The organism is Nonomuraea composti (assembly GCF_012034275.1).
GTDB classification, from domain to species: domain Bacteria; phylum Actinomycetota; class Actinomycetes; order Streptosporangiales; family Streptosporangiaceae; genus Nonomuraea; species Nonomuraea composti.
Map to the genome: position 1 here is coordinate 1 of NZ_JAATEP010000012.1, position 19922 is coordinate 19922.

The 19922-nt window shown below is 69.8% G+C and carries 18 protein-coding genes, 1 tRNA gene and 1 pseudogene; 11 read left to right on the forward strand and 9 right to left on the reverse strand.

Going from position 1 to position 19922, the window contains the following annotated elements:
- Nucleotides 1-210 (reverse strand): annotated as a pseudogene (locus HCN51_RS18380) (metallophosphoesterase); the annotation flags it as partial.
- Between the two features lie 49 nt (nucleotides 211-259).
- Entirely contained in the window at nucleotides 260-2977 is a 2718-nt protein-coding gene (gene topA / locus HCN51_RS18385) for a type I DNA topoisomerase (protein ID WP_168010798.1), read from the reverse strand.
- Nucleotides 2978-3166: 189 nt separating this feature from the next.
- Here topA and HCN51_RS18390 point away from each other — a divergent pair, with 189 nt between their 5' ends.
- The gene (locus HCN51_RS18390; RefSeq protein WP_080044299.1) at nucleotides 3167-3352 is read left to right on the forward strand and encodes a DUF5703 family protein; all 186 of its coding nucleotides are present in this window, start codon (nucleotides 3167-3169) and stop codon (nucleotides 3350-3352) included.
- Nucleotides 3353-3469: 117 nt separating this feature from the next.
- Here HCN51_RS18390 and HCN51_RS18395 read toward each other — a convergent pair whose 3' ends face one another.
- Both HCN51_RS18395 and HCN51_RS18400 read right to left on the reverse strand, forming a co-directional pair.
- Nucleotides 3470-5557 carry a chaplin family protein gene (locus HCN51_RS18395; protein WP_168010799.1) on the reverse strand — a complete coding sequence of 696 codons (2088 nt, stop codon included), beginning with the start codon at nucleotides 5555-5557 and terminating at the stop codon, nucleotides 3470-3472.
- 312 nt (nucleotides 5558-5869) lie between these two features.
- Nucleotides 5870-6541 carry a hypothetical protein gene (locus HCN51_RS18400; protein WP_346433701.1) on the reverse strand — a complete coding sequence of 224 codons (672 nt, stop codon included), beginning with the start codon at nucleotides 6539-6541 and terminating at the stop codon, nucleotides 5870-5872.
- Between the two features lie 340 nt (nucleotides 6542-6881).
- Here HCN51_RS18400 and HCN51_RS18405 point away from each other — a divergent pair.
- A tRNA-Leu gene (locus tag HCN51_RS18405) sits at nucleotides 6882-6970 on the forward strand.
- Nucleotides 6971-7075: 105 nt separating this feature from the next.
- Here HCN51_RS18405 and HCN51_RS62290 read toward each other — a convergent pair.
- Both HCN51_RS62290 and HCN51_RS18415 read right to left on the reverse strand, forming a co-directional pair.
- Nucleotides 7076-8323 carry a tyrosine-type recombinase/integrase gene (locus HCN51_RS62290; RefSeq protein ID WP_168010800.1) on the reverse strand — a complete coding sequence of 416 codons (1248 nt, stop codon included), beginning with the start codon at nucleotides 8321-8323 and terminating at the stop codon, nucleotides 7076-7078.
- The gene (locus tag HCN51_RS18415; RefSeq protein ID WP_168010801.1) at nucleotides 8320-9024 is read right to left on the reverse strand and encodes a helix-turn-helix domain-containing protein; all 705 of its coding nucleotides are present in this window, start codon (nucleotides 9022-9024) and stop codon (nucleotides 8320-8322) included. The genes HCN51_RS62290 and HCN51_RS18415 overlap by 4 nt, the downstream gene beginning before the upstream one ends.
- Before the next feature lie 51 nt (nucleotides 9025-9075).
- Between HCN51_RS18415 and HCN51_RS18420 the strand changes: the two genes are divergently transcribed.
- The 4 genes from HCN51_RS18420 to HCN51_RS18435 are packed head-to-tail and all read left to right on the forward strand — an operon-like array spanning nucleotide 9076 to nucleotide 11054.
- Nucleotides 9076-9315: a helix-turn-helix transcriptional regulator gene (locus HCN51_RS18420; protein ID WP_168010953.1), complete on the forward strand. Its 240-nt coding sequence runs from the start codon at nucleotides 9076-9078 to the stop codon at nucleotides 9313-9315.
- The gene (locus tag HCN51_RS18425) at nucleotides 9312-9533 is read left to right on the forward strand and encodes a helix-turn-helix domain-containing protein (protein WP_168010802.1); all 222 of its coding nucleotides are present in this window, start codon (nucleotides 9312-9314) and stop codon (nucleotides 9531-9533) included. The genes HCN51_RS18420 and HCN51_RS18425 overlap by 4 nt, the downstream gene beginning before the upstream one ends.
- On the forward strand, nucleotides 9523-9909 hold the full coding sequence (locus HCN51_RS18430) for a hypothetical protein (RefSeq protein ID WP_168010803.1): 387 nt from the start codon (nucleotides 9523-9525) through the stop codon (nucleotides 9907-9909). The genes HCN51_RS18425 and HCN51_RS18430 overlap by 11 nt, the downstream gene beginning before the upstream one ends.
- Nucleotides 9906-11054, forward strand: coding sequence for an AAA family ATPase (locus HCN51_RS18435; protein WP_168010804.1), 1149 nt, complete (start codon nucleotides 9906-9908; stop codon nucleotides 11052-11054). Before HCN51_RS18430 ends, HCN51_RS18435 begins: the two co-directional genes overlap by 4 nt.
- Before the next feature lie 1450 nt (nucleotides 11055-12504).
- On the opposite strand, the gene HCN51_RS18440 is transcribed toward HCN51_RS18435, so the two are convergent.
- Together HCN51_RS18440 and HCN51_RS62985 are read right to left on the reverse strand one after the other, a co-directional pair.
- Nucleotides 12505-12792 carry a hypothetical protein gene (locus tag HCN51_RS18440; RefSeq protein ID WP_168010805.1) on the reverse strand — a complete coding sequence of 96 codons (288 nt, stop codon included), beginning with the start codon at nucleotides 12790-12792 and terminating at the stop codon, nucleotides 12505-12507.
- 315 nt (nucleotides 12793-13107) lie between these two features.
- On the reverse strand, nucleotides 13108-13362 hold the full coding sequence (locus HCN51_RS62985; RefSeq protein ID WP_428981542.1) for an ATP-binding protein: 255 nt from the start codon (nucleotides 13360-13362) through the stop codon (nucleotides 13108-13110).
- A 175-nt stretch (nucleotides 13363-13537) separates the two neighbouring features.
- Here HCN51_RS62985 and HCN51_RS18450 point away from each other — a divergent pair, with 175 nt between their 5' ends.
- Nucleotides 13538-14602, forward strand: a complete 1065-nt coding sequence (locus HCN51_RS18450) for a response regulator (protein ID WP_206067176.1) — start codon at nucleotides 13538-13540, stop codon at nucleotides 14600-14602.
- The gene (locus tag HCN51_RS18455) at nucleotides 14602-16302 is read left to right on the forward strand and encodes a hybrid sensor histidine kinase/response regulator (RefSeq protein ID WP_168010806.1); all 1701 of its coding nucleotides are present in this window, start codon (nucleotides 14602-14604) and stop codon (nucleotides 16300-16302) included. The genes HCN51_RS18450 and HCN51_RS18455 overlap by 1 nt, the downstream gene beginning before the upstream one ends.
- Before the next feature lie 325 nt (nucleotides 16303-16627).
- Here the strand turns inward: HCN51_RS18455 and HCN51_RS18460 are convergent, their stop codons facing one another.
- Complete coding sequence (locus HCN51_RS18460; protein WP_168010807.1) at nucleotides 16628-17491, reverse strand: hypothetical protein; 864 nt, start codon at nucleotides 17489-17491, stop codon at nucleotides 16628-16630.
- 498 nt (nucleotides 17492-17989) lie between these two features.
- On the opposite strand from HCN51_RS18460, the gene HCN51_RS58115 reads away from it, so the two are divergent.
- From HCN51_RS58115 to HCN51_RS18475, 3 genes are all read left to right on the forward strand, one after another.
- Nucleotides 17990-18196 (forward strand): hypothetical protein, encoded by a 207-nt coding sequence (locus tag HCN51_RS58115; protein WP_206067177.1) that lies wholly within the window; start codon nucleotides 17990-17992, stop codon nucleotides 18194-18196.
- Between the two features lie 931 nt (nucleotides 18197-19127).
- The gene (locus HCN51_RS18470) at nucleotides 19128-19382 is read left to right on the forward strand and encodes a hypothetical protein (RefSeq protein WP_206067178.1); all 255 of its coding nucleotides are present in this window, start codon (nucleotides 19128-19130) and stop codon (nucleotides 19380-19382) included.
- A complete protein-coding gene (locus tag HCN51_RS18475) occupies nucleotides 19379-19903 on the forward strand; it encodes a DUF6879 family protein (protein ID WP_168010808.1) in 525 nt (174 codons plus the stop codon). Before HCN51_RS18470 ends, HCN51_RS18475 begins: the two co-directional genes overlap by 4 nt.
- Nucleotides 19904-19922: the final 19 nt, after the last annotated feature.

Consider the following 19922-nt stretch of genomic DNA (forward strand, 5'->3'; position numbering starts at 1 on the left):
CGCGAGCCAGACGTAGCCGGGCCAGGCCACCCAGCTCTCCAGCCCCATCCTCGTGCCCACGAACGTCGTCACGAGCACCGCGAGCAGCCCGGCCAGCCCCCACGTCAGGGCCTTGCGCCAGCGCCCGGGACGGGTCGTCTGACGCACCAGCCGATGCCACAGGTACCCGTGCACGAGCAGCACCAGGGCAACGAAGATCACCACGATCACACCCATGATGCTACTTCCGGAAATTCCGGAAATAGCACCTCAGGGGTGTCTACGACTTGGCCGCGGGCTTCTTCGCCGGAGCCTTCTTCGCGGGCGCCTTCCTCGTGGTGGTCTTGGCCGTCGTGCTCTTGGCCGCCGTCTTCTTCGGCGCCGGAGCCCGCTCACGCCGCTCGGCCAGCAGCTCCGCCGCCCGCTCGATCGTGATGTCCTCGACCGTGTCGCCCTTGCGCAGCGACGCGTTCGTCTCGCCGTCGGTCACATAAGGCCCGAACCGGCCCTCCTTCACCACCACGGGCTTCTTGGAGTTGGGGTCGGCGCCCAGCTCCCGCAGCGGCGCCGCCGCGGCGGCCCGCCGCCCGCGCTGCTTCGGCTGCGCGAACAGCTCCTTGGCCTGCTCGATCGTGACCGTCAGCAGGTCGTCCTCGGAGGCCAGCGACCGCGAGTCGGTGCCCTTCTTCAGGTACGGGCCGAACTTCCCGTTGTGGGCGACGACCTCCTCGCCCTCCAGCTCCCCCACCACCCGCGGGATCGACAGCAGCTTGAGCGCGTCGTCCAGCGTGATCGTGTCGAGGGACATGGACTTGAACAGCGAGCTCGTGCGCGGCTTCGGCGCGTCGGCCTTCTTCGTGCGCCGCTTCGGGGCCTCCTCGTCGGCGGCCGGCTCGGGCAGGACCTCTGTCACGTACGGCCCGTAGCGCCCGTCCTTGGCCACGATCATGTGCCCCGTGGCCGGGTCCTGGCCGAGCTGCCGGTCGCCGGTCGGCCGCGAGAACAGCTCCTCCGCCTTCTCCGCCGTCAGCTCGTCGGGCGTCATGTCCTCGGGCACGTTCACCCGCGCGCCGTCCCTGTCGAGGTACGGCCCGTAACGCCCGACCCGCAGCACGATGTCGGTGCCCTTGACCGGGAACGAGCTGATCTCCTTGGCGTCGATGTCGCCGAGGTCGGTGACCATCTCCTTCAGGCCCTCGTCGCCGTCGGCGCCGTAGTAGAAGCGCCGCAGCTCGGGCACCCGCTCCGCCCGGTCGTTGGCGATGTCGTCGAGCACCTTCTCCATCTCGGCGGTGAAGTCGTAGTCGACGAGGTTGCCGAAATGCTGCTCCAGCAGGTTGACCACGGCGAACGCCAGGAACGACGGCACCAGCGCCGTGCCCTTCTTGAACACGTAGCCGCGGTCGAGGATCGTGCCGATGATCGAGGCGTACGTCGAGGGCCGCCCGATCTCGCGGTCCTCCAGCTCCTTGACCAGCGACGCCTCGGTGTAGCGGGCGGGCGGCTTGGTCGAGTGGCCGGCGACGTCGAGGCGGGTCACGCTGAGCGCGTCGCCCTCCTCCAGGTTCGGCAGCCGCTTCTCGGAGTCGTCGCGGTCGGTGGCGGGGTCGTCGGCCCCCTCCACGTACGCCTTGAGGAACCCGTAGAACGTGATCGTCCGGCCGGACGCGCTGAACTCGACGTCCTCCCCGCCCGACGAGCGCCCGGCCACCTTCACCGTGACCGACTCGCCCACCGCGTCCTTCATCTGGGAGGACACCGTGCGCTGCCAGATCAGCTCGTAGAGCCGGAACATGTCGCCCGACAGCCCGGTCTCGCCGGGCGTGCGGAACTCCTCGCCCGACGGCCTGATCGCCTCGTGCGCCTCCTGCGCGCTCTTCACCTTGCTGGCGTAGACGCGGGGCTTGTCCGGCACGTACGAGGCGCCGTACAGCTTGATCGCCTGCGAGCGCGCGGCCGCCACCGCCGTCTCCGACAGCGTGATGCTGTCGGTACGCATGTAGGTGATGAACCCGTTCTCGTAGAGCCGCTGCGCGACCTGCATCGTGTACTTGGCGGAGAACCCCAGCTTCCGGCTGGCCTCCTGCTGCAATGTGGTCGTCCGGAACGGCGCGTAAGGCTTGCGCGTGTACGGCTTGCGCTCGACGGACCTGACCGCGAACGACGCCCCCCGGAGCCGCCCGGCCAGCTCACCGGCGGCAGCCTCCGACAGGTGCAGCACGTCGGAGCCGCTCTTGAGCTGCCCCGTGCTGGCGAAGTCGCGCCCCTGCGCCACCCGCTTGCCGTCGACCTGGGTGAGCGTCGCGGTGAAGTCGCGCGGCCGCTCCTCCGGCTTGTTGGTGTCGAACAGTGCCTGAAGGTCCCAGTAGTGGGCCGGTGTGAACGCGATGCGCTCCCGCTCGCGCTCCACCACCAGCCGCGTCGCCACCGACTGCACCCGGCCGGCCGACAGCTTCGGCTTGACCTTCTTCCACAGGACGGGGCTGACCTCGTAGCCGTAGAGGCGGTCGAGGATGCGGCGCGTCTCCTGGGCGTCCACCAGGCGGAGGTTGAGGTCGCGCGGGTTGGCCACGGCGTCGCGGATCGCCTGCGGGGTGATCTCGTGGAAGACCATGCGGTGCACGGGCACCTTCGGCTTCAGCACCTCGCGCAGGTGCCAGGCGATGGCCTCGCCCTCGCGGTCCTCGTCGGTGGCCAGATAGAGCTCGTCGGCGTCCTTCAGCAGCTGCCGCAGCTTGGCGACCTGCGAGCGCTTGTCGTGGTTGACGACGTACAGCGGCTCGAACCCGTGCTCGACGTTCACCCCGAGGCGGGCCCATGGCGCACCCTTGAACTTCTCGGGGATGTCGTCGGCCCTCTCCGGCAGGTCACGGATGTGACCGATGCTCGATTCGACGATGTAGCCGCGCCCGAGGTACCCGGCAATGGTCTTCGCCTTGGCCGGCGACTCGACGATCACCAGGCGTGTTCTGCCGGCGCTGCCGTTCTTGGCTGGCACGCTGCTTCCTACCTCGCTGTTCGCTAGCAAATCCCCCTGCCGGGAGTCGGCACAGACTGAAAGGTAACCCGACTCGCGGAAATTTCCTTCCCCCGGGCTACCCACTCGCTTCCGGGTCCACCCACAAGCACGCAGAATAAGGCCCATCGAGCGGCATGGCGCCCTGACTCACCCTGGAGACTAATCGTTGTGCTCGACTACTCCTACATGGATATCTTCATTCCACGCGATCTCACTCGCGAAGCAGCACGTCAACTGCTCACCGAACACGCAGAGTACGGACAGTGGGAGCTCGCGCGCGTCCGCGTGCACCCCGACGGCAGCCGTCACGTACGCCTGCGGCGGAAGATCATGCGAGTACGCAGCACGCTCTGACCCCGGACATGGCTTTGCCCGCCCCGGGCCGCGCCCCCGGAACGGGCAAAGCGTCTATGGCGGACTACTCACAGGCTGTGAGCAGGAGCCGTACGGTGTTACGTACTAGCTGATTCCTTACTTACGGCCGAACCGGAACCGGCGGGCCGCACCGAACAGCGTCGCGGAGGCGGCCAGCATCGAGCCGAGCAGCAGCGCGAGCACCGAGCCGGCGTTCATGCCGGTCACGCCGGCGGGCTGCTCGGCGCTCATCAGGCCGACGTTCGGCACGGGCAGGCTGCGGGTGGCCGAGGCCACCGCGCCACCGGCGGGGGTGGAGGCGACCAGGCCGGTGGCCGGGGCGAGCGCGGAGGCCGGGCCCGACGCGGCGCCGCGGCCCTTGCCGTCGACCGGGGCCGAGGCCGCCTGGCGGGCCGGCTTGCCGGGGCTCAGGGGCAGGCCGGGCAGCTCGGGCAGGTGCGGCAGGCCCAGCGTCCTCGACGCGTCCTCCACGACGGGCAGCTGCCCGGTGACGTTGCCCACACCCTCGACCTGCTTGGTGACGCCGTCGAGGTTGCCGACGCCCTCGACGTGCCGGGTCAGGGCACCGGCGCCCGGGAGCGACTTGGTCACCTTGGCGGCACCGCCCAGCGCCTGGACCTGCTGCGTGACCTGGCCGACCTTGCCGCCGACCTCCTGGGCGCCGCCCAGCACCGGCAGGGACGGCGTGATGGGCAGCATGCCGCCCTTGGCCGCCGCGACCTTGCTGTTGGCGCGGGCGAAGCGCTCGAACCCGTCGGGACGCTGGGCCCCGGGCCTGCCGACGTTCGACCCGCCGAGGCATCCGGCGGCGGCGTCACCCAGGACGGCCGCGGCGTTGCCGCAGACGTTGATCGGCGCGGCGATCGGCGCGACCGCCTGGTTCCCGCTCAGCACGCCACCGGCGCCCGACGTACGGTTGCCGCCCGCGCCGATCCCGTCACGCGCCCAGACGCCCGCGCCGCCCCGGCAGCGGGCCTCCGACAGGCCGAGCACCGCGGCCGCGTTGCCGCAGACGTTGATCGGCGCCGCGATCGGCGCGACCGCCTGGTTCCCGCTCAGCACGCCACCGGCGCCCGACGTACGGTTGCCGCCCGCGTTCCGGCCCGACTTGTGCACGACCGCGCCGCCCTTGCACCCGGCGAACGCGTGCCCCAGCACCGCCGCGGCGTTGCCGCAGACGTCGATCGGGGCGCTGACCGGCGCGACCGCCTGGTTGCCGCTCAGCACGCCGCCCGTGCCCGACGTACGGTTTCCGCCGGAGCCCGAGTGCTCCACCTTCGAGCCGCCCTTGCACCCGGCGGACGCGTTGCCCACGGCGTTGCCGCAGACGTCGACCGGCAGGCTGACCGGCGCCACCACCTGGTTGCCGCTGCCGGCCCCGAAGCGCCCGTCAGTGTCGTTGCCCGTCGAGCCCGCCGCCATGTGGCGCGCGTGGTAACGCGCGCCCGGCCCGCCGTCGTTGGTGACGGTCGAGCCGCCGCGGCAGCCGGAGAACGCGTTCCCGACCGCGGCGACCGAGTTGCCGCACACGTTGATCGGCGCCGAGACGGGCGCCACGATCTGGTTGCCGCCGAGCACGCTGCCGTTGCCCGACGTACGGTTGCCGCCCGCGCCCGGCCCGGTGTTGTGCACGGCGGCGCCGCCCGTGCAGCCGGCCGTCGCGTTACCGAAGATCGCCACCGCGTTGCCGCAGGCGTTGATCGGCGCGGAGATGGGCGCGGTGATCTGGTTGCCGCCGAGCACGCTGCCGTTGCCGGACGTCCGGTTGCCGCCCGCGCCACCCCTGCCCTGGGTACGGACGGTCGCCCCGCCCTTGCAGCCCGCGTCGGAGTTGCCGACCAGGGAGACCGCGTTGCCACAGGCGTTGACCGGAACGCTGATCGGCGCGTTCACCTGGTTGCCGCCGCCGACCGAGCCGTTGCCCGAGGTGGTGTTGGGGATGCCGGAACGGCCCTGGTTGACGACCTCGGCACCGCCCTGGGAGGTGGCCTCCGCGTTGCCGACGGCGGCGACGGAGTTGCCGCTGATGTCGATCGGCACGGAGATCGGCAGGTCGACCTGGTTGCCGCCGGCGACCGACCCGTTGCCGGAGGTGTCGGCCAGCGCGGCGCCGGGAGTGCCGAACGACATGACGGCCACGGCCAGCAGAGCCGCGGGGCTCGATGCCTTCGCCCACGTACGCATGATGAATGCTCCTAGTGGTTCTTGGGGGGATTACCTGAACGGGTTCGCGGGCAGCCCGGAGGCACGCGTTCAATCGCGTGCACAGCGGAACTCGGGATGCGCGAACCGGTGGAACGGGAACTGACGTGCTCACCCACGGGCGGAGGGATTCGAAGCCACACTCCGCCGCGTCACCATGGGAAATTCGGACCCACCGGAAACGGGTACCGCTTCGCTCAGGAAGATGTCACTTCTCGGTGACGTTCATGCTCATCGCGCGTCATCACCGTCATCGCCCTGGCGCGGCTCCGAACCGGCGTCCAGGTGCGGGGATCAGTCAGGTGAGAAGGAGGGGTCGTCCGCCGCTGTGCGGACGACGGGGGGAAGCAGGCGCGCCAGGGGGGCGCGGCCTGCCTGGAGCCGCGGGTCGAAACCGGACCTCACGACTTCCCCGGTCACAGGCCCGAAGGGACCACTGCCGCCGCCGTTGGGCACCAGACCATCGGTGTCCAGGATCTTCCCGGCGGAGGAAGGTGCGGGCAGGCCAGGGTCCCGCTGACTGTTGAGGCCGTCGACCGTACGCCCCGCCATGGCCTCGGCGTTGTCCGACGCCGAGACGCCCAGGGGAGCGGTGAACCCGTCTTGCACGGCGGCCAGGCCCTGCGTCGCCGCAATGCCGTCACCGCTCGAGCTTTCTGCCGCCCCTGTCGCCGCGGTGCCGTCGCCGCCCGAGCTCGTTGCCGCCCGTGTAGCCGCGGTGGCGTCCGCGGCCGCCGGAGCGGCGGTGAGCATGCCGAACAGCACAGCAAGCAGCCACCCGGCGGCCACCAGGGCGCCAATCGCGACTGCCCGCACGACGACCCGCCGGGCACCGGCCGCGAACCGCGCCATCCGGTCACCCAGCACGGCGGCCGAGCCTTGAGCCGGGACAGCCTGGACAGTCACGCGCGGGCGGCGCGCAGCACGGGCCATCGCCCTCAGCCGCTGCACCGCCACGCGCGTCACTTGCCCTCCCGAGCTCCAGAACCGGCCTCACGTCGTGAGGCCGGTCCGTGGACTCACCCCTCAACGGTCCGTAACCGTAGCAGCACCCAAGGTTGTCGCAAGGCCTTTTCGGCGGAGTCCCAGGAATTCACCAACTCCCCACCCCGCAAACCATCCCCAACCCACCCAACCCCCAGCGGCCACCCTCACGAGACCCCCATCCGGAGCCCCGGACCGCCCTAACCACGGGCCTTGAGAGGTATCTCTGGCCGGGTACCGATTCTTGGTATGACGCACTCCTCAGAGTTTGCTAACCTTACTGAGCCGACGCGGGATGACGGTCCCGCGTGACAGGCACCAAGTCCGGGTGGCGGAATAGGCAGACGCGCTAGCTTGAGGTGCTAGTGCCCAGTGATGGGCATGGGGGTTCAAGTCCCCCCTCGGACACCATGAAGGCCCTGAGAATGTGCAGGTCACAGGCTCGGGGCTTTTTCATTTCCGCCTCCAGAACGAGCCGTGATACTCCGCTGATACTTGTGGGCCTGAGCACGAGGATCACGCGCTTTCGACCAGGGCCGCGAACCAGTCGGCGGCCTCTCGCTGATTGCCGGGCATGACATGAGCGTAGACCCGGAGAGTGATGGCGGGGTCCGCGTGGCCGAGCCGCTCGGAGACGACCTTCACGGGCTTGCCGCCCATGAGGAGGATCGTGGCGTGGGTGTGGCGGAGGTCGTGCACGCGGATGCGGGGCAGCGCCTCGCAGCCGGCCTTCTCGAACGCCCTCGCACAGCGGCCGAGCTGGTCCTGGAAGCCCCGCGAGAACCGCTCGGGGTGCCGGTGGTTGCCCTCCTGGTCGCCGAAGACGAGCGCGTCGTCCCGGGCGAGCTGTAGGGCCATCCCGCCCCGCTCGCGCTTGTACGCCCTGAGTAACGCGACGGTGGCCGCGTCCAGATCGACCACGCGGGGCTTGGCGGTCTTGGTGTCGCCCTCCTTCACGACGGCACCCTCCCCCTTGATCCGCACGACACCCACCGACCGGCGGACACTGACCGTTCCGGTCTCCAGGTCGATGTGCCGCCAGCGGAGTGCGAGCAGCTCGCCGCGACGCATACCGGTGTGCGCCAGGAGGTGCCAGGCGACGTGCAGGTGACTGTGGTCGCGCGACCAGGCCAGGAAGTCCTTGAGCTGGGCCGCCGTCCACGGGTGCATCTCGGGCGCCTTGGCCTGCTTGGCGGTGGGCGGCTTGGCCTTGTCCGCCGGGTTGCGGCCCAGCAGGCCGGCGTCCACGCCCTCAGACAGCGCGGCGCTCAGGATCGTGTGGACGTACCGAACGGTGCGGGCCGACAGCCCTTCGCCGGCCTTGTGGTCCTTCCGGCCGCTCTCCTCCAGGTAACGGTAGTGCGCGGTCAGCTTCGGCCCGGTCAGGGCCGCGAGGGTGGCCTTGCCGATGTCGTACGGCTTGAGGTGGAGCCGGATGTTCTTCTTGTAGCTGGCCAGGGTTGACGATTCGAGCCTGAGCCCGGCGACCCACTCATCGAGGTACGCCCCGAGGGTCTGCTTGCTGGGCTGGACGAACTCGCCCTTGTCCACCTTGCCGAGGGCCTCGCGCAGGGCCTTCTGCGCGTCCGTCTGGGTCAGCCACGGCTGGTTGTTCTCGTCGCGGCGCCGCAGGACCTGCTTTGCCGATCCGTCCGGCAGCGTGGCGATGAACTTGATGCCGTACCGTACCTGCCCCTTGGACAGCTTGTAGCTGAAGACCGACCCTTCCCCGGGCGATCGTCTCCGCTTGGTCGAACTGCTCACTCAACCTCCTCTGGTCCGTCTTGCATCAACACGTCGATGTGGTCCAGCTTGTCGGGCAGCGACGGGATCGCCGTCCACCCGAGATGCCGCATCTCCTTGCGGGTTCTAGCGATCTCATACTCCAGTTGGCGGGCAATCTGCGCATGGGTCTCCGCCGCTTCACGGCGCCAACGGCGAACCTCCTCGTCCTCCGCTTCTTCCACGGCACGGCGCTGGTGAGCAGCGATCTCGGTCTCGTGTCGCCATTGCCGGATGTAGCGCTGGTTCTCCCGCAGCAGGTCGAGCGGACGCACCTCCTCACGCCATACGTTGATGTCCTTGCCGGTGGTCGTGGCCGGTGACGATGGTTTGCCGTCTTTGCGCCAGTGCAGGGGTGCGCTGCCCACGAACCAGTCGAAGGCGTCCCACACCGTCGTATGGACGCCCGGGACGATCTCGACCATCTCGGCCTGCCCCAGCGGGAACAGCAGCAGGATCGGTGGGACCCTCAGCACTCGCGCCAGAACCACGACCTCGGCCACGCTGACGGTGGGCCGCCGGCCGTTCTCGAAGTTGGCGAGCACCGACCGGGCGATGGGATACCCCGCCTCTTCGCATGCATCGGCGAGCTGCTGCGCGCTCAGCCCCCGGCGCTGCCGATGTCGGCGTACTTCCCCGGCGATCATGCGGGCCAGGTCGCCCGCCCACTCCTCTTGTGACACAGAAGCACAATATGGCCCAAGTTGACATCCCGCAAGCAGCTCTGCATCATCATGATCGTGCATGACAACTTCCCCAAGACCTGTCACCCCAGAGCACAACGCTCTGAGGACTGGCTGACCTCGGCCGAACTGGCCTGTCTCGCCCGCGTCTCCCTCAGTACGGTCCGCCGGTGGGCACGCAACGGCATCGGTCCCCGGCCTCACCGCGTCGGGCCACGCCTGGTCCGGTACCACCGGCCGGACGTGGAGACATGGCTGACCGGCACAAGCAAGAAGGGAGAGGGCGCATGACGATCGAGAAACTCGGCGACAAGCTGTTCGCCACCGTGCCCGAGGTCAGCCGCATCCTGCGTGCCGACGAGCGCACCATCCGCAAGGCCATCGGGGAGGGGCAGATCCCTGCCACCAAGGTCGGGGCGATCCACCGCGTTCCGGTCGCCTGGCTACGCGGTCAGGCCCTGCTCAACGCCCCTGAGATCGAAGTCGAGGTCATCAGCAGTGCAGCGTGACATAGAGAGAGGCGCCCCTCGCCACAAGGAGCGCCCCCAGAGTTCGGCAGCCTTCAGCAGCCCCGATCACCCCAGCGTACCCGCCGACGAGCTTCGCCGCCTGCTCAGCGACCTGGAGGAACAGCACCAGCGGGAGCGTGACGCCTTCCGCCAGGGGTACCTCCTCGGTTTCACCGCCGGCGAGGAGACTGGATACGGCCGCGCCGAGAACGACATGGCCGTCTACTGGGCCGCCATCGCCCGCAAGGTTCGTGCCACTGCGGACATGCCGTCCTACCGCGAACTCGAACTCGTCCGGTGGGATGGGCCGCGCGAGCGGTTCCGCCAGGCCCGGCCGGGTGACCGCCCGCGCCGCCACGAGCGAGGTGTGGCATGAGCATGACTCCGGCAGAACTGGGCGCTGGAGACGCCGTTCGGGCTGCCCTTCTCGGGGACCCCGAACCGGCGAAGCCTCGGCGGCTCCACCTCACCCGTGCCTCGCTGATCGAACCAGAACTCCTCGATTGGGCATGGCGTGACGGAGAGGCTTGTCGCATTCCGGCTGGCGCGCTCACTGTTGTCGCAGGCCGTGAAGGCACAGGCAAGAGTTCCTTCGGTATCTGGCTCGCGGCCTGCATCACCCGCGGAACCCTTCCCGGGACGTTCTACGGCACCCCGCGATCGGTGCTCTATGTCGCGGTCGAGGACTCGTGGGCGCATACCCTCGTCCCGCGCCTGATGGCGGCGGGAGCAGACCTGGACCGCGTGTACCGGGTCGAAGCGGTGGAGGCAGAGGGCACGCACGGTACGGTCAGCCTGCCCCGCGACAACGAGGAATTGCGCGAGGTCATCGCCGAGCACGACGTCGCCCTCGTCGTCCTGGACCCCCTCATGTCGTTGATAGGGGCCGGGATCGACACCCATAAAGAACGCGACGTCCGCAAGGCGCTGGACCCGCTTGCTCGTGTCGCCGACAAGACCGGTGCAGTCCTCCTCGGGATCGCGCACTTCAACAAGAGCAGCGGGACCGACGCCTCGTCGCTGATCACGGGCTCAGGGGCTTTCAAGAACGTCGCCCGCGCCGTGTTCGGATTCGCGCGGGACCCTGACGACGGGACGCGAGTGATGACCCAGACCAAGAACTCGCTCGGCGGTGAGGACGCTTTGCCGTCCCTGGCCTACGCCATCGAGCAAGTGGAGATCCAGACCCGGAAAGGCCCTACGGGCGTGGGCCGCCTTGTCTTCAAGGGCGAGTCCGATCGCAGCGTCTCCGAAATCCTCGGCCAATCGCTGAGCGGCGAGGAACGCCAGGAGAAGATGACCGCGGTCGAGTTCTTGAAGGTTCGCCTGGAGGGCGGCCAGAAGGCCCTCACACGGGAGATCGAGGAAGAGGCCATACAGGCGCACGGCATCAGCCAGCGGACCCTCCATCGGGCGCGCAGGAGCCTCGGCGTCATCGCCGAGCAGATGCCCTCCGGCCCCAACCGCAAGCGCGAATGGTGGCTCTCCCTGCCCCAGGATGCCAACACGTCAGACGCCTGACCTGGGCAGACTGCCAGATTGCCATTTCCCCCCTACGTGTACGGACAGTGGCAGCCTGGCAGTCTGCCTCCCTGCTTCACCCGATCACCCAGTACGGAGGTTCTTGTCTTGACCACCGCGATGGCCGCCACCATCACGGGCGCCCAGCATGCCCTGGCTCTCCTCCTGGCCGAGTGGGGTCTGCCCGACTCGGAGCGCAAGGCTGCCGACGCCGTAACCCTTCTCATGCGATACGGGCTGCGCCCCACCGCTGCACGCCCGGCCCTGCCCGTTCCTCGTACGCGAGGCGTGACCGACCCCGGCGTCGCCCATCGGGGTGCTGCTCACGCTCGCCGGCTGCTGGCCGCTCGCCACCAGGGGTGCAGGTAATGGGCCGCCCTTCCAAACTCACCCCAGAGCTGCGTGACGAGCTGTGCAGGCACCTTGAGGCGGGCCACTTCCTCGGTACCGCGGCCGACCTGTGCGGCGTGGGCCGATCCACTGTCCACAGATGGATGGCCCGTGGAGAGGAAGAGGACACACCACCCGAATATCGGGAGTTTCGGGAGGCCCTTACGCGCGCACGCGCGCGTGCTGCGCATGTCCTCGTCTCGGCCGCCTTCGCCGACGCCAAGGGCGGTGCGCTGGTCCGGGAAGTTGTCCGCCCTGACGGGTCGGAGGAGCGGGCATGGACACCTCCGAACGGGCGCGTCGCCCTCGAACTGCTCGCGCGCATGCACCCAGAGGAATGGCGCCCAGTGAAAGCGGTCGAGGTTTCTGGCCCGCAGGGCGGTCCAGTGAATGTAGCCCCCGATCAAGCGGTCATCGAGAACATCAGGGCCAGGATCGCGAAGTCCAGGGCCCGACGTCAGGCGGAAAGGCAGGAGGCGGTTTGACCCGCTCCGGGACAAGCTGCGGCTGAAGGTCACCTCCAGCGACGATTCGGTGCCGGCCGCGTACCCGGGCGGCCGGTGACGGGGCGAGCGCCACTCATCGCTGTATGACGCTCCCTGGACTCCTTGATCGAGCTGGGCCGTCACACGGCGTTGTCCCTTGTGGTAGCGCCATTCGGCGTGGGGTTCGGTATTCGGCTCGTCCGCCGGTGCGACCCAGGGTGAGGACCGCGTCCTGTTCCCGGTTGCCGGGATCTTGCTCGTCAAGGCGCTCGATGACGTAGTCGCTGATGCTTGCGTCATGCAGGCCGGCGGCCTGGGCCTGGCGGATGATTGTGCCGGTGAGGCCAGGCCTTCCCCCGGGGGAGAGCGCCGCTGCTGGAGTTATGCCCCGGATCGGGCGACTGAGCGGCCGTTGCCGGTCTGTTTGCCTCACCAGGCCGACCGGCCCTACAACAGCCTGAACAGCCGGAACGCTTGACGACCCGGGCACGCGAGGGATGCACAGTCGAACGCCTCGCAGGCTGCGCGATGGAGGTTGCGGGTCAGCCGTGCCCCTCCGGGGCTCGACTGCTGAACTACTCGTCGGTGCCTGGAGCGCTCGCCGGATCCATGCCAGCCGAACCGTCCTTGAACCATGGCAGGTATCTGGCGGTCAGATCGGTCAGGCGCTGAGTCGCGCGTTCGACGCGAGTGTGGGCGCGCTCTGCCCGAAACCCTGCAGTCTCGGCCCGATGACGCGCGATCCGCGCCCGCTCCTCATACCGGCTGCTGGGCGCATCGTGTTCGTCCCGCATCAGGATCTCCTTGATGTCTTGATGCTCTCCCCGACGCTGAGACAATCGCCGTTGTTCGTTCCGCGTCAAGATCGTTCGTCCTTGCTTCGCTGCTGGCGCTGCAGCTTGACCCGCTCCTTCCAGCGGAGGAGGAGGCGTTGTCGAGGAAGGGTGGGAAGAAGGGTTAGCCGACGGCCTTGCGCGTCGCCGCAGCGGCTTCGAGCTGGGCGCGAGTGGTCTGGGTGAGCCGGTAGGAGTCGGTGCCGGTCTCGATGATGTTCCCTGTCGTAGGTGAGCCGGTCCACGATGGCTGCGCAGAGCCTAGGCCCGGTGAAGGTCTTGATCCAGCCTTTAGAAACGACTCATTTGACGCGATTGCGACACTGCTGCTTCCCTCCCTTTCGGTCACGCCTTGAACAGCAGTTCGACCCCGCGACGAGCAAGTTCCCTGTGGCGCAGCTCATCGTTGGCGAGCAGGTCGACGTAGCCGTGGCGGGCGATGGTCTTGGTCAGCACCTTCTCATCGGCGGCCTCGACCAGCTCGTTGACCAGCTTGGCCGCCAGGATGTGCTCGACCTTGAACCCGGCCGTCGCCGCCTCGGTGCCCAGCGCGATCAGCAGGTGCGACTTGCCCGTCCCCGAATCGCCGATTAGACACAGCCACCCCTACCTGTGGAAAAGGCTCGGCTCTCTGGCTGAAGCCAGCGTTCCCGTCACCCCCTGTCCCTTCTCTGCCGTGACCGGCGGCGGATCCGGCGACCTCGCCGGTGCCGATCGGCGCCGCCGCCTGGCGTGACGACAGGCGGTCGCTGGTGGCGGCGAGGAGCCGGCTGGCATGCGCGATGCGCTGGTCGGCATGATCGAGGAGCTGGTCGCCACGCTTGAGGAGCTGGCCGGCACGCTCGATGCGCTGCTTGGACCGCTTGATGAGCTGGCCGGCGCGTTCGTACGGCCGGCGCAGGCGTTCCGCTCCCGCCAGGGCGGCGGTGTCGTGCTCCCTCGCCTGCGGTGCCCGATGCTGCCGCGGGGTGCCGGGCCCGTCGATGCTTCGCACGGCGCACGAAACGGCGGGATCATTCGGTGGCGGCATGGCGGCTCCAGGTGCGGCGGCAAGCGTGACAGTCTTCGGTGTTACCCTCACCACATGGGCGCCGCATCGACGCGGGATGACCGGCCGGTCAACGACTCACCGGCGCACGAGCCGCTGCGCACATCAGTGACGCGGCCGGTGATCGCTCTGGTGGAAGACGAGGCGGACCTGGTCGAGATGGCCACCGCGTACCTCACCCGCGACGGATTTCGGATGTATACCGCCGGCGACACCCGCGGTGCGGCGGCATTGCTGCGCACCCACCCCGTCGACCTGCTCGTGCTGGATCTCGGCCTGCCCGACGGCAACGGCCTGGACTTCCTGCGCGGGGTACGCGCCGGCCGTCACCTGCCGGTGATCATCTTGACCGGCTGGGTCGAGGAGCGTGAACGCGTCGTCGGGCTGGAGCTCGGCGCCGACGACTATGTCGTCAAGCCGTTCTCCCTGCCGGAGCTGGCTGCCCGGATCCGGGCGGTGCTGCGTCGCGCGCACCCCCCGGCTGCTGAGGCGGTGCATCGCGTCGGCGGGCTGGCCGTCGACACCCGGTCACGAGAGGTCGCCGTGGACGGCGCGCCGATGGCGTTGACACCGCTGGAGTACGGGCTGCTGGCGCTGCTGATCTCCCAGCCCCGGCAGGTGTTCAGCACCGGCCAGCTGCTGAGCGCGGTGTGGGGCGCCGACCCCGACCAGCAGGACGGCTCGTCCGTCGTCGAGCATGTGTACCGGCTGCGCCGCAAACTCGCCATGGCCGGCGCGACCAGCCCGCGGATCACCACCGTGCGCGGCATCGGTTACCGGCTGGACCCGTGATGGCCTCCGCGAGCGAATGGGCGCTGGACTACGAACGGTTGTTCGAGGCACTCCCGTCGCCGTACTTGATCATGACGGCGGACTTCACCATCGTCACCATCAATCAGGCCTACGCCGAGGCCACCATGATCGACCGGGAGGCGGTGGCCGGCCGGCCGATGTTCGAGGTGTTCCCCGACAACCCTGACGACCCGGACGCCGACGGCGTGCGCAACCTGCGCCGATCCCTGCAGACGGTGGTGGACTCCGGCCGGCCCGACGCCCTCGCCCTGCAGCGCTATGACATCCGTACCCCCGAGGGCGAGTTCGTCGAGCGATACTGGAGCCCGGTCAACACCCCGCTCTTCGCCGACGACGGCAGCGTGGCGTTCATCGTCCACCGGGTCCAGGATGTCACCGACCTGGTCGAGCTACGCCGTCACGGCCACGAGCAGCAACGCGTCGCCGCGGCGCTGCAGACCCGGGTCGAGCAGATGGAGGCCGACCTGTTCACCCGCGGCCGCCAACTGCAGGACGCCAACCGGCAACTGCAGCGCGTCAACGCCGAACTGGCCGCCGCCGGCGACGCGCTGCGAGCCCAGCAGCAGGCCAAGGACCGGTTCATCGCCACCCTGTCCCACGAACTGCGCAATCCCCTCGCATCAGCTCGCGCCGCCCTCGACGTCCTCGGGCTGGACATCCCCGACCATCCGGCCCGCGCCGTACTCGCCCGGCAACTGACCGCCCTGACCCGGATGACCGACGACCTGCTCGAAGCCGCCAGGGCCGTCACCGGCCAGCTGCAGGTCGCCCGCCGGCCGCTGGATCTGCGCACGCTCGTGGCCGCCACCGTCCGCGACATCGAAGCCACCCGCCCCGGCACCGCCGGGATCCATCTCGCGTTGCCCGACAGGCCGGCGACCGTCGACGGCGACCCGGTCCGCCTCGCCCAAATGATCAGCAACTTGCTCGACAACGCCCGTAAACACGCACCCACCGACATCCCCGTCCACGTCGAGGTGACCACCGACGCCGGGCACGCCTTCCTGCGCGTGCGCGACCAGGGACCCGGCTTCGCGCCTGAGGCGGCGGCGAGCCTGTTCGACCCGTTCGTGCGTGCCGGCACATCCGGCCAGAGTGCTCCCGCCGGGCTGGGCCTGGGCCTGGCCGTGGTCCGCGGCATCGCCACGCTGCACGACGGCACCGCCACCGCCCACAGCGACGGTCCCGGGACCGGCGCCACGTTCACCGTTCGGCTCCCGCTCACCGACGCCGCGTTGGACAGCGCCGAGCAGCGCCCCGCGCCGGCCCCCATCCGGGCGCCGATGCGGGTCCTGCTCGTCGAGGACAACGCTGACCTCGCCGCCATGTACGTCGTGCTGCTACGCCAGCGCGGCGACACCGTCACCATCGCCACCAACGGCGCCGACGCCCTCGCCGCCGCCCACCAGCCGTTCGATCTGATCCTGTGCGACCTCGCCCTCGGCGACGACCCCGACGGCTACACCGTCGCCCGCCGGCTGCGCCGCACCCCCACCCACCGCAGCACCCGCCTGATCGCCGTCTCCGGATTCAGCCAGGACACCGATCGCGAACGCAGCCGCGCGGCCGGATTCGACGCCCACCTCGCCAAACCACTCGACCCCACCCGCCTCGACCAACTCCTCAGCGACTGGACCGATCAGCCCACCCCCGGACAGCCCAGGCCCCGCCCCGCCTAGCGTGCCCCTCCCGCATCGCGGTGGTGATCCGGCTCGGGACGACCGGCCGGTCGTCGCGGCCCGCCGACCGCAGGTCAGCCGTCCCCCGCCCAACAGCGGCGCACAGCCTCTGCCGATGATGTCGTCCCGCCAGGTCATGGCCCTGCTGGTGGAGCGCCTGACGCGCACGATCTCCAGCCGCCGCCCGGAGTGCGGCATGATGATCGCTCGTGCTCTGGAGTGGTCGGCGCCGAGCCTCCGGCAAGCGCGTGCCGCACGTCCGGCATGCCCAGACAGGGCACGGCGACCGGCAAGCCGTCCAGCACGGTGCCCCCGGCCCAGTCGATCATTCACCGGCCCGCTCCTGTTCAGCTTCCGGGATCGGTCCGACCGCTGAGCACAGGGCCTGCAACCGCTCGGCCCGGCGGCAAGCTTCCACCGCTTGCTCGCGCGCCTGCCTGGCCCGCTCGACGCCGGCCCGCGCGCGCTCGCGAGCGTCGCGCACACGCTGCAGAACATGATCCGGCCGGGGCGGCCTCAACATCTGGCACTCGATCTCGTCCTGCTCCCGATCGGCCAGGGCCGCGTCCCGATCGCTCTCGGCCGCAGCCCGGTCCAGCGCGGCGCTTCGGCGGTCCTCGTGCGACTGCCGCCGATCCTGCCGGGCGGCCTGCTCGCCGGTCTGGGCCTCCCTCCGCTGCCGGCGCACCGTCCCCTCCCACTGCTCACGCAACATCGTGCGGTCCTCGTGGCTGTGCTCACGGGCATCGCGCCATTGCTGCCGCACCACGACGCTCTCCCCGCCGTCGCCCGGCCCGCCGGCGTCACGCTCATCGACGGCGTGATCACGTTGTTCGGCCGCCCACAGCACATCATGGAAGGCCCGGTCGGCCGCGTCGGTCCGTTCCTGGCCGGCATGCGCCTCGCGGTCCCGCTCGACGGCGGCGGCATCGCGCTGCTCGGCCTCCTCATCGCGCCGGCGAGCGGCGCGATCGCGCTGCTCGGCCTCCTGGTCCCGCCCGGCCGCCCGGTTCCGGCGGGCCTCGGCGTCCTCGCCGGGCATCACACCGCCCCGGCCGCCGCCACCGAGGCGTTCTCGCAGCGCGTCGGCCATCCGCCGCGCCTCAGCGCCCAGCCGGTCGTCCCCGATCCGGTCGGCCAGCTCCCGCAGCAGCGCCGCAAGCGCGGTCGCCTCCCACTCGTCCAGCACCTCCGGACCTCCCATCAAGGGAGAAAACACCGCCTACTGGAGTCTACGACCCGAGCTCAAGACGAGACAGTCGCCCCTCAGCCATGATCGTCTGATCAGAACCGGGCACCACAACCTCACGCACCCAAGATCATTCTCAGCGCCAACCGCTGCTCCTGCCAGTCAACCCCGGCAGAGCCGAGCGGAGGCCGACCAGGAAGCGCCGCGGGCACGGCCACACCGCCCCCGCCGTGCCCGCCTGGGTCCGACGGCTGGCCGCACCCGACAGCCAGACCCCCGCCCGCTCCAGAACCGCGATCGACCGGCTGATCGCCTGCAGCGACGTCGGCGTCCGCGAGAAAACCTCTACCGGCTCCTGTACGAGACCGCCGCCCCGGGGCCGAGGAAATCCTCACCCTCAACATCGAAGACCTCGACCTGACCGCCCGCCAGGCACGAGTCAAGGCCAAGGACGCCCGCGCCAAAACCCGCCGCCGCGGCCCGGCCTGCGAGGACTTCGTGCTGGAGACCGTCTACTGGGACGCCGGTACCGCCCACCTGCTGCCCCGCCTGCTCAAAGGCCGCACCCGCGGCCCGATCTTCGCCACCCACCGCCGCCCCGGCCCCGGCAAACTCGTCAGCCCCGCGACCTCTGCCCCGACACCGGCCTGGCCCGCCTGTCCTACGGCCAGGCCCGCGCCCTGCTGGACCAGCACACCGCGCTGAACGGCCCCGGCACCGGCTGGGATCTGCACGAATTCCGCCACTCGGCGCTGACCCACCTGGGCAAGACCGGCGCGAGCCTGCTGATGCTGATGGCCAGATCCCGGCACAAGAAACCGGAGAACCTGCGCCGCTACTTCAAGCCCTCACCGCAGGCCATCGCCGAGATCATCAGCCTGCTCGCCCCCAGGACCAGCGGCTGATCTGCCCCGGCTGCCGTCCAGGCCGCATGTATCACCGCAGGTCAAGCAAATCCGTCGGAAACTTCCCCCGGGGACTACATCGAGGCCGGGCGACACGGATCTCGACGTCGGTCACCTTGGCCCGCATCCTGCCAGGGCCCATCGTGGCCGTGCGCCACGCTGGGCGGAACCGTGATCGCCCTGGTCAGCGACAATGACTATCCCTTTCTCTCGTACTTGGTCTCCCCCTGACGCGTCGAGATCGGGAAGCCACAAGGGAGCAGGGGCGGGGACATCCTGGGGCTGGTCGAGGTGGTATTTACATCTGCCACCGCCCGTGGGCACGACGCAGATCTTTCCCTTCCTCGTCGTGCCGCCGCACTGCACCTCGGGGTCGTGGACATGGCACAACCCTGAAGGGCGCGCGTCGATGGAGCATGGCCGGCCTTCCTTGGTCGTGGCCCGGCACCGAGCGGCAGGCGCGACGTCCTCCGGTACCGTGGCTGCTTCCTGGAGCGCTGGTGACGGTTGCAGGACCATGGCCATCTTGGAGTACAGCCGCCGTCCGGTCGGGCCTGCCAGGCGGTAGGAGGTGGCGATCTCGACCTGAGCCACCGGCGCTGGTACGGGGCGGGTGCCAGGCTCACCCCAGCGCATCTCCGGAGCAATCGGGTCTGGAAGGTTGACGACTACGTCGAGCCGTAGTCCCCTCATGGTGAATGTTCTCGAATTCTTCTCCATTGGAGGCAGGTATGAGGGTTACGTTCCTCGGTTCGACCTCGCAGAACGGCGGCTCGCCCACCCTGTGGGCCACTGACCGGGGCAGCCTCGTGGTGCGCGGCTACCGCGTCACCGACTCGCAGGCGCTCGCCGACCTGGGGGAGGTTCCTGCCGGGGAGGCCGACATCGAGATCCCACTGGAGCTGCTGAGCTTCTACCAGGCCCTCACCGCCAACGGCGCCGCCACGACCGAGGCGACCGACGAAGGCGCCGGGGAGGGGCGTTGACGCTGGTTTCCGGCGACGCGTTCGGTGACCTGTTCAGGTCGTTCGAGCACACCGCGTTCCGGCTGGAGCCGAGGGAGCGCTACAACTCCCCGGGCGAGCACGAGCCGATCCGCAAGTTTCTCGCCGGCGAGCCCGACGACCTGGCGTGGAACCGGCCCTGGCTCGATCTCATGGCCGACCACGCGGCCAAGGGCAAGTTCGTCCACCGCGTGCGGGTCGTCTCCGTCCCGCTGTCGGACTACTCCCGCTTCGGCCTGTGGTGCGCGCAGTTCGCCATCCAGGCGGGAGAGGACATCCGCTACCTGGACCGGGCGCAGGCGGCCGGTCTGCCGGAGCTCGACTATTGGCTGTTCGACTCCAAGTGGGCCGCCCGGCTGAAGTTCGACGAGGATGACATCCTGCTCGGCGCCGAGATCGTCACCGACCCAGCCATCGTGGTCGAGCTGGCGGCGGCTCGGGACGATGCCTGGCACCGGGCGGTCACCCGCGATCAGTTCCTCGCCGACCTGGCACGGGAGTAGGACGGCTGAGTAGAAAAGG